This is a genomic window from Acidobacteriota bacterium (genome assembly GCA_029861955.1).
Classification (GTDB): domain Bacteria; phylum Acidobacteriota; class Polarisedimenticolia; order Polarisedimenticolales; family Polarisedimenticolaceae; genus JAOTYK01.
Genome location: JAOTYK010000002.1, coordinates 159,390 through 173,798, shown reverse-complemented (window position 1 = coordinate 173,798; position 14,409 = coordinate 159,390). Strand labels below are relative to the sequence as shown.

The following is a 14,409-nucleotide window of genomic DNA, read 5'->3' as shown; positions in this document are numbered from 1 at the left end:
ATGGCACGACACGACGGACGATCGGACGAACAGTTGAGAAGTGTCGAGATGGTCCCGGGCTATCTCGAGAATCCCGCAGGCTCGGTCCTGATCTCGATGGGGCGTACGCGGGTGCTCTGCTCGGCCAGCGTCGAGGATCGGGTTCCGCCGTTCCTCGTCGGCTCCGGCGAAGGCTGGGTTACCGGCGAGTACGCCATGTTGCCGGCCGCCACCGATCGCCGCTCTCAGCGCGAGGTTAACCGCGGTCGCCCCTCGGGGCGAACGATGGAGATCCAACGACTGATCGGTCGCGCGCTGCGAAGTGTCGTCGATCGCAAGCAGCTGGGCGATCGCACTTTGTGGATCGATTGCGATGTCATCCAGGCCGACGGCGGCACACGCACGGCTTCGATCACCGGCGGCTTCGTCGCGATGTGTCTGGCGCTGGCGGGTCTACAGGAGAAGGGCGTGTTGAAACGTCCCGTCCTGACCGCGACGCTGGCCGCCATCTCCGTCGGTGTGGTGCAGGGCACCCCGGTCCTGGACCTGGACTACGTCGAAGACTCGGCCGCCGCCGTCGACATGAACATCGTCCGAAACGACGCAGGCGAGTACATCGAACTCCAGGGCACCGCCGAGACCACACCCTTCGATCGCAAACAGCTGGATCGGATGCTGGAGCTCGGGGACATGGGCATCGACGCTCTGAGCCAGAAACAGTCCGAGTTGCTGGGCCCGGCCCTGGACAAACTGCGCATCGGATGATCCGGACGCTTGTCGTTGCCACCGGCAACCTCGGGAAAGTTCGTGAGTTCCAGCGGGCCTTCGCCGAGGTCGGGATCGAGGTTCACGGACTCGACGCGCTGGACGACACCACCGAAGTCGAAGAGACCGGCCGCACCTTCGAGGCCAACGCACGGCTCAAGGCCGAGGGCTACTCACTCCGGACACCCGACTGGGTGGTGGCCGATGACTCGGGATTGGAAGTCGATGCGTTAGATGGAGCGCCCGGTGTCCAGTCGGCCCGCTACGGCGGACCGGGGCTGGACGACGACGGCAGAAACGATCGGTTGCTGAGCGCTCTTACTTGCCGAACCGATCCGGCGGACCGAACCGCCCGCTTCGTCTGCCTGCTTGCGCTGGCGAAAGACGGCGTCACCCACAGCGTCCACCGCGGTGTGGTCGAGGGGCGGATCATCGACGTGGGGGAGTCGGCGCGAGGCGAGAACGGATTCGGCTACGACCCGATCTTCTTCCACCCACCGTCGGGCTGCACCACGGCGGAGCTGGACCCCGCCGCCAAGCAAGCGATCTCCCACCGCGGTCAGGCGATCGCGTCATTACTTAAGTCGCTGCGCGGTTAGTCTTCCGTCTTCTCGACGGCGACGTTCTTGTCGCCGGCACCGATCTTGTTTCGCAGTCCGCCCAACAGGATCAACGCACCTACGATCATGAGGATGATCGGCCAGCCGTCGGGGGAGAACAGGAATGTCCAGAACCGACGCCAGGATCTGAAACCGAGAATCACAAGGATGATGCCGGGAATCAGCGGCCAGCGGGCGGCCTTACGTTCCACCAGCATCTGAATGACGTAGATCAGGATAAAACCGATGCCGAGTCCGATGAGCGAAAACTCTCGCATCACCATCCAGCGGTCATCGCCGAACGCACCGATGCCGTAGCCGGCCAGGATGCAACCGGCGATCAACGCACCGTAGGAACGAGTGGCGAAATAACCGCCGACCAGTAGGAGTCCGATGAGGGTCCAGCCGAGCGGACCGAAATCGATATCGAAGTAGGCCTTCAGGAAGAACACCAGGCCAACAACGATCAGGCTGATGCCGGTCATGACACGAGAGTTCATCGGGGGACTCCATGGACTTTGGTGCGGCCACAATGGCCTCGGGTGCGGGCATTCTAACAGGCGATCCCGGACGTGGGATGTGCCGGAAACTCAGGAAAACGCGGCATTCCTCGATGTTGACGCACCCTGGGTCCGGTGGTAACTTTCCCTGGGTCGCGAGACCGCGCACGAAAATGGTCCTGAGTAGCTCAGTTGGTAGAGCAGGTGGCTGTTAACCACCTTGTCACAGGTTCGAGTCCTGTCTCAGGAGCCAAACATCGCGCTGCACGGAACCTCTGCATCTGGTTAACAGGGGAGAGGTGTGGCTGGCCGGGTGTCCTCGACGATTCGACGGGTCACGGCTAGGTTCAAGGCTGACTCGTACGCTCCACCCACGTAGTGAGTCGGGAGGAACGAGGAGTGGCTCTCTTGCTCTCACGCAAGAGTGTCTAGGGGAGCCGGGGCGATTCACTCTTGCTCCGCCTACCCGCCTGTTTGCGTCTTTTTACATGATCCGAGTTGCCCGACCCGGGGCTTCCCGGTACGGTGTCTTGATCCCGTCTCAGAAAAGAAGTCTATCTTTATTGAAATCTAGAGGAGATCTGGAATGCGAGCAATCCGTCTGCTGGTGATCTTGGTGGTGGCTGTGGTGGTGGCGCCAGGTTTGGCCCTGGCCGACTGCAGCGAGTCCCACGGTAAATCCGAGACGACTACGGCCGCGTCTCATGAGTGCGGTACGGACCACGCCGAGTGCGCGGCCAAGGCCGGCCATGAATGCGGCAAGAATTGCGCCGATTGCAGCGCCAAGATGGCCAAGGTGGCCAAGGCGATGGAGTTGGCCGAAAAGGCCGAGGGAGGTTGCGAACATTCCAAGACCGCGCTGATCGCGATGGCCAGGGAGTCCGGTCACCAGGAGGCCATCACGCTCGCCGAGAAGGCCGAGGGAGGCTGTGAACAATCCAAGGCCGCGCTAATCGCCCTGGTCCGCGAAATGGGTGGCCAGCATGGCGACGCACCCAGCATGGCCATGCTCGCCCGGAACGCCAAGGGTGGCTGCGCCGCGTCAGAGGCAAAACTGATCCAGATGGCCAAGGCCTCCGAGGACAAGAAGGTCGCCGATCTGGCCGAGCGCGCCGCGGGTGGCTGCGAGCACTCGAAGGCCGAGTTGATTGCGATGGTGGCCGACGAGGAGAAGACCGAGACGCAGTAACGCCTCGTGTCTGATCGAAGTCTCGAGAGGGCGGCCCCGCGGGCCGCCCTTTCTTGTTGTGTCCTTCCTCAAAATCATGCATCAATTCCGTTCGACGAATTGTGGTCGAGGTCTGTGATGATCGAGTTGTCGAGTGGTTCCGTTCGCGTCGCATCCATCGAAGATCTGATCGCGATGAAGAAAACGACTGGACGTCCAGAGGATAGGGCGGATATTGAAGCTCTGGAGGCGTTGCGAGATGAGCGGAAAATAGCCATTCGGCAGACGACTGGCACATGTGGCGAGCCAACCTCTACGTCGCGCGGAGCCTCTGTCCTTGGTTAACAGGGGAGAGGTGCACTTACCTGCTGCACCGATCCGTGATGCGCTGTATAAGATTGTTGAAAATGCGCCGTGCAAATCCACTGCAATCGACGGTTCGGACCCTCCTCGGGTGCGTCTGTGTCATAGCCGCTTGCGCCGCGGCCTCGGCTCAGGGGACCCAGGTCGACCGCGGTCCCTACCTGCAACAGGGCAACTCCGATCAGGTAATCGTGCGCTGGCGCACCGATCTTGCGACGGATTCACGCGTGCTCTACGGCACCTCGGCGGGCGTGCTCGACATGGAGGTCAACGCTGCTGCCGGCGTGACCGAGCACGAGTTGATCTTGAGCGGGCTGACCCCCAACACCCGGTACTACTACGCGATCGCAGATATCTCGGGCACTCTGGCCGGCAACGACGCCGATCATTTCTTTGTCACGGCGCCGCTCGCGGGCACGCCCAAGCCGATGCGCATCTGGGCGTTGGGCGATTCGGGGACAGGCAACTCGAACGCGATCGCCGTACGCGATGCGTACTACGCGTTTACGGGAACCCGGCACACCGACCTCTGGTTGATGCTGGGCGACAATGCCTACGGGCAAGGCACCGACGCGCAGTATCAGACTGCACTGTTCGACATCTACCCGGAGATGCTGATCAAGTCCGTCCTGTGGCCTACGATCGGCAACCACGACCTGTTCGACGGCACCACCTCGAGCTGGCCGTACTACGACAATTTCACGCTACCGACCGGCGGTGAGGCCGGGGGACTGCCGTCGAGCTCCGAGGCGTACTACTCCTTCGACTACGGCAACGTGCACTTCGTCGTGCTGGACTCGGTCAATTCGAACCGTTCTCCGGGCAGCCCGATGTTGACCTGGCTGGCCGCCGACCTGATCAGCACCTCGCAGGACTGGATCGTCGCCTTCTGGCATCATCCGCCGTATACGAAAGGCAGCCACGATTCGGACGACGCGGGCGATTCGAACGGCCGGCTGATCGACATGCGTGAAAACGTCGTGCCGATCCTGGAGAGCCACGGCGTCGATCTGGTCCTCAGTGGGCACAGTCACTCGTACGAGCGATCGTTCCTGATCGATGGGCACTATGGCTTCTCGGACACGTTCGTCGAGGGCATGAAGATCGACGGCGGCGACGGAGACATCGCCGGAGACGGCGCCTACAACAAACCCGCCGGGGTGACCCCCAACACCGGCGCCGTGTACACCGTCGCCGGAAGCTCGGGGCAACTGGCGACGGGAGTCGGGATGGACCTGGGAGGCCCGCAGCCCAACCATCCCGCGATGGTCCTTTCGCTGCCGTCGCTCGGGTCGGTGGTGCTGGATATAGACGGCAACCGGCTCGACGCGCGCTTCCTCGACAACCTGGGCGCGGTGCTGGATCAGTACACCATCTTTAAAGGCGGACCGACGCTGCCGCCGGTGGCCGGCTTCGTTGCAGCACCGTTGACCGCGCAGGTGGGTCAGACGGTCGATTTCACCGATCTTACGACGAACGAACCGACGGTGTGGTCCTGGGATTTCGAGAACGACGACCAGGTCGACGCGACCACAAAAGATACGAGCCACGACTACAGCCAACCCGGGCTGTACAGCGTCAAGCTCAGCGTGGCCAACTCGGCGGGCAGCGACGTGGCGCTGGAGCTCGATCTTGTTTGCGTCACCGCCGGCGCCCCCGACACCCTGGACGGATTGGGCATCGAAGGCGGCCTGGTTTCGTGGACACCGGACCCGAAGGCCACCGGCTACGACGTGGTCGAGGGGGACCTTCTGGCGCTGCGCACGGGCGGCGACTACGCCGGTACCGAGATCGCGTGTTTGACCGCCGGCGTCGAGGCTGAGGTGAGCGACACGCCATCACCCGCGCCCGGTCAAGCGCTGTATTACGTCGTGCGGGGCCGTAGCTGCGCGGGCGAAACCGGCACGTACGACACGCTCGGCGACGGCCAGACGGAATCGCGCGACCTCGGTCTACAAGGACGCACTGCGGCCTGCGCTTGTCCGGCCGCGGACGACGCGGATGGCGACCAGTACTGCGACGCGCAGGACAACTGCCCCCTGACCCCCAACCCGACCCAGCAGGATCAGGATGGCGACGGCGCCGGTGACGACTGCGATGTGTGCCCCGCGGATCCGCTCGACGACGGTGACCTGGACGGGCTGTGCGGCAACGTCGACAACTGTCCGAACGATTTTAATCCGAGCCAGATCGACACCGACAACGACGGCCAGGGCGACGTCTGCGATTCCGATGACGACAACGACGGTGTCCCCGACGCCACGGATAGCCACCCCCTGGATCCGTTCCGCTGCAGCGATACCGAGGGAGACGGCTGCGACGACTGCGCCAGCGGCAGCTTTGACATCGCTAACGATGGACCGGACGGCGACAACGATCAGATCTGCGACCTGACCGACTCCTGCACCGACGCCGATGCCGACGGTCTTGGCAACGGCAACCTGGGCAATGTGACGTGTCTAAACCTGGCCACGGACAGCAACGACGGCGACCCGTTCGTGTGTTCCGACACTGACAACGACGGCTGCGACGATTGTTCGAACGGCGGCTACGCTCCGGCAGACGACGGACCCGACGGCGACTCCGACGGAGTGTGTGACGCCGGGGACAACTGCCCTGCGGACCCCAACCCGTCGCAAGCAGATCTCGACGGCGACGGTGCCGGGAACGCTTGCGATATGTGCACGGATACCGATGACGACGGCTTCGGCAACCCCGGCTTCCCCAACAGCTGCCCGCTCGACAACTGCCCGGTCCAGCCCAACCCGGGCCAGGAAGACTCCGACGGCGATGGCCTGGGCGACGCGTGCGATTTCTGCCCCGGACCCGGTGGCGGCCTCGACCCCGACGGCGATGGTTTCGGCAACGACTGCGATAACTGCGACTTCGTCGCCAACCCGTCCCAGACCGACACCGACAGCGACGGCGTCGGCGATGAATGTGACAACTGCCCCGAGGTTTCTAATGCGAGCCAGTTGGATCTGGACGGGGATGGCGTCGGTCAGGCGTGCGACAACTGCCTGTTCATCTGGAACCCGGGACAGGCGGATAACGACGACAACGGGATCGGTGACGTTTGCGAATGCCTGAATCAGGCCCAGTGCGACGACAACATGGCTTGCAGCACGGACCTGTGCCTGTTCGATCTCGGGCAACCTGTCGGGCAGTGCAGGCACTTGACCGGAAACTGCCCTTAGGAGTGTTCCACTCGTCGCCCGCCGCGACGTTGCGGACTAACGCCGTCGTCGTCCCATCCGCTGTTCCCGCAGCCGTCGTAGCTGGGACTGCTGGTCGGCGGTCAACAGATTCTTGATCCGCACCATCAGCATCAGTTGTAGTTCCTTCGCCGTCGCTTCGTTGGCGGTGATCGATCGCAACTGTTTCTTGACTTTGTCCTCGTCGACCCTGGTCTCGGCCAGCAGCTTGCGCATGGCGTCCATCTCGGGCTCCATCGCCCACTGGACCTCCAGCATCTTCGCCTGGGACTCTTGCACGATTCGTAACATCTCCAGGGACTGTTCCTTGGTCAGGCCGATCTGATCCTGAAATCGTTTGATCAACTCAGGGCGGAACATGTCGCCGTCCAGCCGCGCCTCCTGGGCCGGTCGTTGAGCCAGCGCAGGCAAACAAAACAACAGCAATAGCGCGACGGCCAATGCGGAAATCCGAATCTTCATGGGGTCACCTCGTCTTCGGCAGTGGCGGTCGCGGTCTCTGCGGGCGTGCCGTCGTAAATCGTCAATTCAGTGGAGCCAAGCGGCGGGACACCCGTGTCCCAGCCGTCCATTGCGGACGGCAAGAAAACATCGGTGGGTGCCTGCCAGGCGATGATGGTGTCGAACGCGTCCAATTCGTTTTCGTGGCCGGGTTCGTCGTTTCGAAGAGTCATAAAGAGCGCCACCGGGATCACGATCGCCGCCGCCGCCGCCGCCCACCAACGAGCCGGCGACGGACCCGAACGACGGGGCTTCTCGATCAGAGTGTCGAACGACGGTGCGTCGTCTTTCCGTTGTTGGGTGACCTGCTGGATCGCCCGCTCGAGATCCTTGTCCTGCATCATTTCTTTTCACCGGTGTTCGTGAACTGCTCGCGGAGATTCTGCTTGCCACGATGGAGATGCTGGGACGTACTGCCCTGGGAGATCCCCAACACCGTCGACGCCTCGCGGACGGTCATCCCGTGACCGTAGACCAGGGTCAACACCTCCGACTGTCGTGGTGCCAGTCCGGCCAGTGCGTCGGCCACCCGGGACAGGTCGACGACATCGGCGTCCGACGACGGTGCCGGTCGTTGCAGGTCGGCGTCGGTCATCGAGCGACGACGCTTGTGCCACGGCGAGCGCCAACCATCGAGTGCGGTATGACGGATCACGGAGAACAGCCAGGTACGGAACGATGAACGGCCGTCGAACCGCGCACGACCCTCGAGAATCTTGAGGTACGTCGTTTGCAATACGTCTTCCGCCATCGTTCCGTTTCCTTTACAGCAGCTGACCGCCCAGGCGAAGGCGTCGGCGTGGTGCTGTTCCAGCTGCGCCCTGGGCTCTGTCATCACCTGAGTTTAGTCGATTCCGGAGCGGAATCAGACCAGACCCAACTTCTTGAACGCCGGTAGGACCGGTGCCACCGACGCGGCCAGGTTGATCCGTGCCAGTCGTCCCTGCTGGTCTTCGTCCAATTGCGAGACGAAGGCCTCGATGAACGTCTGCTGGTGGGAGCCGATGGCCTGCCTCAACTCGCGAATCTGCAACACCAACACGCCGATCGCTGCGGGGTTGGGATCGTCGGACTTGATCAACTCTTCCAATGCGTGCTCGAGAAGGTCGATCTCGCGGGCCAGCGGCAGAACGGCCTGGCGTCTGACGGTCAGCAACTCGATCGAGTTGCCGATCTGGAATTCGTCCAGTTCCAGTGCGCGGGCGACCACCATCAGTGAAGGTCGAAGGCGTTCGCCGTGGTTGGCTACGACCTCACCCTGTCGTTGGACTCGCTCCTCAAAGCGGGTCGGAGGTTCGTCGTAGGGCCGAAACTCCTGGGCGATGGCCGGTATCGCCAATGCCGAGACGGCGACGGTCATGAGCAAGGCGACGGGGGCAAATCTCTTCATGAGGCTCTCCTGTTCGACCGGGGATTCTTGCCGGTTCAGGAGTGAGTCGTTCCGGAGCCGGGATCTTATGACACGAATAACGTGGGAAGGGTGCCTTTGAGATTCATCGGACGCTCCTACATCAGATTCCGATATATGCAAGGATTGGGTGCTGCCGGGTCGGTCGTCCTTGACCGACCTCGCAGGTCGCGGTACTCGTACCTGTGACCGGCAGTCTCGTCAGATTAGGGGGCATTCGATGAAAGTCCGTCTTCCGTCCGTGTGTGCATTCTCACTGACGCTCCTGCTCGCGACGATGGGTGCGTCGGCGGCCGAGCCTGCCGTACCGTCTCCGCACTATTCGAGTGGTGTGGTGGGTGCCGAACCCGGAGTCCCGCGTGACGATCGCCTGGTCGTCAAACTCAAGGCCGACGCCGCGTCTCGCGCCCCCGGTCTTCCCGAGTACGGTCTCCCACAATTACCCGAACTGGCAGAGATGTGTGCGCGACACGGCATCGCCGACGGTTATCGGGTCGTGCGTCAACACGGTACGCCGATCGGCGACTGGGCCGTGTTCAGCGAGATCGGTCTCGACCGTCTCTACGTCTTGCAACTCGGCCGTCAAGACTCGAAGAAGGTAAGCGAGTTGGTTGACGAGTTTTCACGGCAGCCCTGGGTCGAGTACGCCGAACCGGTCTATCTGCTGCGTCACCTGTCGGCGCCTAACGACGCGGAGTTTTCCAATCAGTGGTCCCATGTGAACGTGGGGCAAAACGTCAACGGTTCGGTCGGTAGCGCCGACGCCGACGCCGACACCGACCTAGCGTGGGACACCCAGGTTGGAGGTCCGACTCACATCGTCGCCGTGCTCGATTCCGGTGTAGACCTCGACCACCCCGATCTCGTCGCAAACCTCGTTCCGGGTTGGGACTTCATCGACGAAGACCCAAACCCTGATGATTTCAATGGTCACGGGACGGGATCATGTGGGATCGCGGCGGCACGCGGCAATAACTCGATCGGCGTCGCGGGTGTCTGTCACCAGTGCGGACTGATGCCGCTGCGTGTGTCGGATTCGGTGGATGAGGCGGATGCGATGCGATTCGCCGCAGACAACGGGGCCCATACCTACAACATGTCTCACACGTTTGGCGCGGTCTGGCTGCAGGGTGTCATCGACGCCACGGAGTATGCGACCGCACTCGGGGCGCTGGGTTTCGCGTCGGCGATCAACTCCACGGGTTACAGCCTGGGCACCCCGGCAGCGTATGAAGAGGTGGTCCCCGTTGGCGGCTCCAATTCGAGCGACGTCCGTGTCTACGCATATAATGACGTCACCGAGTTGACGGCTCCCGGACCCAACACCCGTTCGACGGCACTGAACGGTGGCTACACCTACTTCGGTGGCACGTCGTCCTCTTCGCCGTTCGCCGCGGGACTCGCCACACTCCTGCGTGCCGAGGATCCGAATCTTCACGTCCACGAGTTACGCTACCTGATGAGGCTTAGCAGCGACGACGAGGTCGGCGCGCCATCAGAGGACACCGCTGGCTGGGATCAGTTCATGGGTTATGGCCGTGTCAATGCCAACAAGGCCATGCAGATGATCGATGGACCGTGGATGGGACTGAACCGGCCTCACTACGTTTGCACCGGCGATTTGACCGTCGCGCTGAAGGACGAACTTGCAGCCGGCAGTCCGGGTGTGACGCTGACTGCTTCAGGCGGTGACAGCGAAACCGTCATCGTCAATCCAGTGACCGCAGATGGATATCACGAGGGCGCACTCAATATCTCCTGGGTCGGCAACGATGGACCGCTCGTGATCGGCGACGGCAAGCTGGATGTCGTTCATGGCGAGACGATTACGGCCACGATCCTTTCCGGTGACGGGACGCCCCTTTCGGCGACAGCGTTCATGGACTGCGACAAGCGGATGTGTCGTCTGGCAGAGGTGCGTCCGACAATCAGCGGGGACTGCGATGCAGACGGTGCGGCCGATCCCGGTGAGATCTGGACCCTCCAGGTGCCCGTATTGAACTACCAGACCGAGCCGTTCGATGCGTTAGCGACGCTGGAATCGGCCGACCCCAACGTCGAGATCCTCAGCGGACCGGGTCCGGTGCAGGTGATCCCGTTCAACGTCGCGGTGCTCAGCTTCCAGATTCGGGTCAAGGCCGGTGCGCCGACGAGCCACTCGATCGATTTCGATCTGAACATCTCGGGACCCGGTTGGGTGGCCGACGATGTCTCCTGTCAGTCGTTGGGCTGGGAAAATACGATGACGATCATCGCCAACCGTGACCTTGGTCCGGCGTTGCAGACCTGGGATTTCGACGATGGCACACCCCAGGGGTTCGGCCATGGCGTGGCTCACGGTACCGGTGATCTTCCCGAATGTAGCGGCACCTATTTCGACGACTGGGAGACGTCGCCGACCACCGACCGCTCTCATTCGGGTAGCCATTCCATGCGACTGGGCACGGGCACCACCTATTCCGGCAGCCTGGACGCAGGCTTATTCACGACGCCCTTCGTTCCACCGGTCGGCGGCGGCGCACTGGGCTTTCGGCTGTGGATGGATGCAGAGATGGTCGGCTCCTCGATCGGTACTTTCGCTGCGGACGGGCTGGTCATTGAAACCAAGGGAGTCGCTGAGCCGGACTGGAGCGTCGCCACCGACGTGACCTACAACGCGGATCAAGATCAAAACGGATGTCAGGGATTCCCGATCTTCGATGCCGTCGACATGATCGGCGGCGATGGCGCCGGCGGCAGTGTGGATGGCGATACCTTCGATCGCGAGCATCTGGTCAACATCACCGGGGTCCCGGGGCCCAAGATGCAAGTCCGATTCCGTTTTGGTTCCGATGGCTCGGTGCAGGGGGAGGGTGCGTGGATCGATACCGTCACCGTCTACGGTCCCTACACGGCGGATAACTGGCCCGGTGGAGCACCGTCGAATCTCGTGGATTCGAACGCGTCGTGTCCGACCAGTCTAGATCTGACGTGGGATGGCGTGGCGGGTTCGGGGGCTTACAACGTCTATCGCTCCGAGACCTCGTGTGCGGACGCATCCAGCCGGCCGGACGTCTACGGAACGTCGGGGACGCCGACATTCACGGACGCGACGGTGGTCGAGAACGTCGATTACTATTACGCGGTCGAAGCCACTGAGTCGGGCAGCGCCTGCCCGACCGAGCGCGCGTGTATAGCGGCGTCGTGTGTCTGTGCACTGGGCGGCGATCCGGCGAACCTGCTAGCCGCACGAGTCGCAAATGATGTGGCGCTGACCTGGAATGATCCGGGGGGTGGTGGACTGACATGGAACGTCTATCGCGAGACCGTCGCGGATACGACGTTGTGGGGAGCACCGTTCGCCGGAGGAATCGTTGACGTCGACGGGGGCACTCCGGGCATTCAGTACGTGGATGTCGGCGGCGTAAGTGCCGACCCGCTGTTGTTCTACCTGGCAACCAGCGTGAACGCGTGTGGCGAGTCACCGTTGCGTTGAACGGCACGATCGCGCAAATGAAAGCGAATGCCGCCATCTACGCCGGCGTGTCGCGGACGGCCCAGCGCAGCTTGGCCGACGCGGCACGGGCGTTGCCGCCGATCTCGCTATAGCTCGGTCGGATGACCGGGCACGACAGGCCAACGGCTCAGCGAACAAGACAACGATCTTTCGCGTGACTATCTTCCGCACCATCAGTCGTTACCACTTGTAGGTCACGGTGGGTTGGTCAGCCAGAATTTGATCCTCGACGATGACCACGACCGAGCCGGCTCCCGCAGTCGACGAAACGACCTGCACCGTGTAGCGCCCGTTGCCCTCATCGACGACCGGCCCAACAGGAGTACCGGGCAGCAGCGAGGCTTCGTCCAGCAGCACTCTCAGTCCGGCGCCCAGGGGAGTTCCGAATCCGTCCCGAGGAACGATGGTCACGGTTGCCGCCGTTGCCCCGTCGGCTGAGATGTCGGACGGTCGGACGGTCAGGCCGGACCACGCAACGTTGACGGCCGCGGATGATGGTTTGCCGTCATCGAAACCGAGACGAACGGTTCCCAGCGCTTCATTCTTGTGCACCGAGAGCGTCACGGCCCGAATGGGGTGCTCGATTACGTAGAAGTAGAGTGCGCCGTCGTCCAGCACGCCGACGTCGTCATCGTGAGGCCCCTGGAAGACCATGACGTGCGCCTGCGCCTCCCGGACCATTGACGCATCGCCCACGGTGCGTTGGACTTTGAACGGGGCGTTGTTCGGGTCCTCCGGGATGTACGGCTCGGCCGCTCGAACGAGGTTGATCGGCGAGAGGATGAGGACGTTGAGCAGAACGAGCAACAGGAGGAGAATGACGGATTTGGACTCGGAGTGCTCCGCACCGTGGGGTGGATCTTTGGAGTTGGCTCGTCGAATTTGTAACATAATTATAAGATAAGGCGCACCCCCTCCGAGTCAAACTGGAAGGGGAAAGGCCGGAAAACCTGGCCGTCTCGCAGACCCGCGTGGGCGTCCGCAGGCTCGCTGCGGACCCCATGCCGCAAGAGCTGAGCGAACCCGGGGCCTCCGTCCGATGGAACTCGTAACCTTGATGTACGAAAGGAGGACAGCATGTCGATGCCTGCACAACCCTTACGAGATCGAGTCATCACGACCTACCTGCCGATCCTGGGTCTCATCGCCCTCGGCGCGCTTCTGGCGGCCTACACCTCCCAGGGTCTGACCTGACCCCACTCCGATTGCGTCCGCGGTTTCGACCCCGTGTATGATCGCGATCGACCATGCGAAAGCGAACCCATCTCACACTGACCGTGTCCCTGCTGGTTCTCGCGACCGTCGGCTGCGCCCATCCGTACCGCGAGCTGCGGACGATTCAGCAGGTGCCGCACCTGGCGAAGTTGGAGGCGCAGCGGCTACAGCAAACTTCGTGGACAACCTATCGGGTCGAAACCGCAGCGGATGGCGGCAGCGGACAGGCATTGGCTGTCGAGGAACTCCACAACCCCGACGCCGATCGAACGCTGGTGTTTGTTCATGGTGGATTCTCAAATCGAGAGACCTGGCGGTTCTTGGTGGGAGACCTGGGGCGGGACCACAAGATCGTGTTGATCGATCAGCTCGGAAGCGGGGAGAGTGATCACCCCGACCCCGAGAGCCTGCCGACCGAAGGGTACGGACCCGAAGCTCAGGCCCGCCGCATCTTGCAAGTGCTTCGAGAGCGGGACAATCAAACCGACGACCGCGGGCCGTTCACGTTTGTCGGGCATTCAATCGGCGGAACCGTCGTTCTTCGCGCATTGGGTTCGCCGGCACTTAGCATTGAGTATCCCGATGTCCTGGAACGCGTCGAAAGTGCGGTGCTCCTTGCTCCTCTCGATATCGCCGTCGAGAGGATTCCGGCAGATTTCGTGACTGTGGCAGAGCTCCCCGGGCCGCTGCTGGGCATCGCACGGATGTTCGGAATGGTGAAGAGGAAGACGGCCAGGATTGCGCTGGCGAGCACGAACGACCCGAGCCATGCCACTCATCTGGAAGCCGACCGGTTGAGATCGATTCTCATCAATCGAGAGCGTCGACGATCCGCCCAGGCGGTCCTGAGACAGACGGTGCCGTACTCTCCAGAGACTCGGCGTCCGACGTGGAACAAAATTGAACAACTTGTCGCCGACTATCAGTCCGTGACGCCAAGAGTCCTCATTATCTGGGGCGAGCGAGACGAGGTGCTGCCGCTATCGATGGGCTACAAGCTGCAGCGTCAACTGCCGAATGCGCAACTCCGTGTCATCGAAAAGAGCAAGCACGCTCTACCTTCAGAACGACCGGCGATCGTCGCGAGTTTGTTGCGTGAGTTCATCGAGCAGGTCGAGTCTGCAGAGGTTGTGGCCGATCGGATTACCCTCAACCCCGACGCGGACTCTCCGCTAGCTGCCAACTAGTTCGCTCAAAGTC

12 protein-coding genes and 1 tRNA gene are annotated in these 14,409 nt (G+C 62.5%); 7 read left to right on the top strand and 6 right to left on the bottom strand.

Annotated features, from left to right (window positions below; genetic code table 11):
- Together rph and rdgB are read left to right on the top strand one after the other, a co-directional pair.
- Entirely contained in the window at positions 1-744 is a 744-nt protein-coding gene (gene rph / locus OES25_01715) for a ribonuclease PH (GenBank protein ID MDH3626357.1), read from the top strand.
- On the top strand, positions 741-1,343 hold the full coding sequence (rdgB, locus tag OES25_01710; protein ID MDH3626356.1) for an RdgB/HAM1 family non-canonical purine NTP pyrophosphatase: 603 nt from the start codon (positions 741-743) through the stop codon (positions 1,341-1,343). Before rph ends, rdgB begins: the two co-directional genes overlap by 4 nt.
- On the opposite strand, the gene OES25_01705 is transcribed toward rdgB, so the two are convergent.
- Positions 1,340-1,843 carry a hypothetical protein gene (locus OES25_01705; GenBank protein ID MDH3626355.1) on the bottom strand — a complete coding sequence of 168 codons (504 nt, stop codon included), beginning with the start codon at positions 1,841-1,843 and terminating at the stop codon, positions 1,340-1,342. The genes rdgB and OES25_01705 overlap by 4 nt on opposite strands.
- Positions 1,844-2,020: 177 nt before the next feature.
- Between OES25_01705 and OES25_01700 the strand changes: the two genes are divergently transcribed.
- The 3 genes from OES25_01700 to OES25_01690 all read left to right on the top strand — a co-directional run bounded on the left by OES25_01700 (position 2,021) and on the right by OES25_01690 (position 6,571).
- Positions 2,021-2,096 (top strand) — tRNA-Asn (locus OES25_01700).
- Positions 2,097-2,429: 333 nt separating this feature from the next.
- A complete protein-coding gene (locus OES25_01695; protein MDH3626354.1) occupies positions 2,430-3,032 on the top strand; it encodes a hypothetical protein in 603 nt (200 codons plus the stop codon).
- Positions 3,033-3,418: 386 nt separating this feature from the next.
- Positions 3,419-6,571 (top strand): metallophosphoesterase, encoded by a 3,153-nt coding sequence (locus tag OES25_01690; protein MDH3626353.1) that lies wholly within the window; start codon positions 3,419-3,421, stop codon positions 6,569-6,571.
- Positions 6,572-6,607: 36 nt separating this feature from the next.
- Here the strand turns inward: OES25_01690 and OES25_01685 are convergent, their stop codons facing one another.
- From OES25_01685 to OES25_01670, 4 genes are read right to left on the bottom strand one after another with little or no spacing between them, the layout of a single operon-like run.
- Positions 6,608-7,051 carry a hypothetical protein gene (locus tag OES25_01685; GenBank protein ID MDH3626352.1) on the bottom strand — a complete coding sequence of 148 codons (444 nt, stop codon included), beginning with the start codon at positions 7,049-7,051 and terminating at the stop codon, positions 6,608-6,610.
- Positions 7,048-7,434 (bottom strand): hypothetical protein, encoded by a 387-nt coding sequence (locus tag OES25_01680; GenBank protein ID MDH3626351.1) that lies wholly within the window; start codon positions 7,432-7,434, stop codon positions 7,048-7,050. The genes OES25_01685 and OES25_01680 overlap by 4 nt, the downstream gene beginning before the upstream one ends.
- Positions 7,431-7,925 (bottom strand): RNA polymerase sigma factor, encoded by a 495-nt coding sequence (locus OES25_01675; protein ID MDH3626350.1) that lies wholly within the window; start codon positions 7,923-7,925, stop codon positions 7,431-7,433. Before OES25_01675 ends, OES25_01680 begins: the two co-directional genes overlap by 4 nt.
- 30 nt (positions 7,926-7,955) lie before the next feature.
- Entirely contained in the window at positions 7,956-8,480 is a 525-nt protein-coding gene (locus OES25_01670) for a hypothetical protein (GenBank protein MDH3626349.1), read from the bottom strand.
- A 238-nt stretch (positions 8,481-8,718) separates the two neighbouring features.
- Here OES25_01670 and OES25_01665 point away from each other — a divergent pair, with 238 nt between their 5' ends.
- Positions 8,719-11,973 (top strand): S8 family serine peptidase, encoded by a 3,255-nt coding sequence (locus OES25_01665; GenBank protein MDH3626348.1) that lies wholly within the window; start codon positions 8,719-8,721, stop codon positions 11,971-11,973.
- A gap of 201 nt (positions 11,974-12,174) precedes the next feature.
- On the opposite strand, the gene OES25_01660 is transcribed toward OES25_01665, so the two are convergent.
- Positions 12,175-12,885 (bottom strand): Ig-like domain-containing protein, encoded by a 711-nt coding sequence (locus OES25_01660; protein ID MDH3626347.1) that lies wholly within the window; start codon positions 12,883-12,885, stop codon positions 12,175-12,177.
- Between the two features lie 356 nt (positions 12,886-13,241).
- On the opposite strand from OES25_01660, the gene OES25_01655 reads away from it, so the two are divergent.
- Positions 13,242-14,396 (top strand): alpha/beta hydrolase, encoded by a 1,155-nt coding sequence (locus OES25_01655; GenBank protein ID MDH3626346.1) that lies wholly within the window; start codon positions 13,242-13,244, stop codon positions 14,394-14,396.
- The last annotated feature ends 13 nt before the right edge of the window (positions 14,397-14,409 follow it).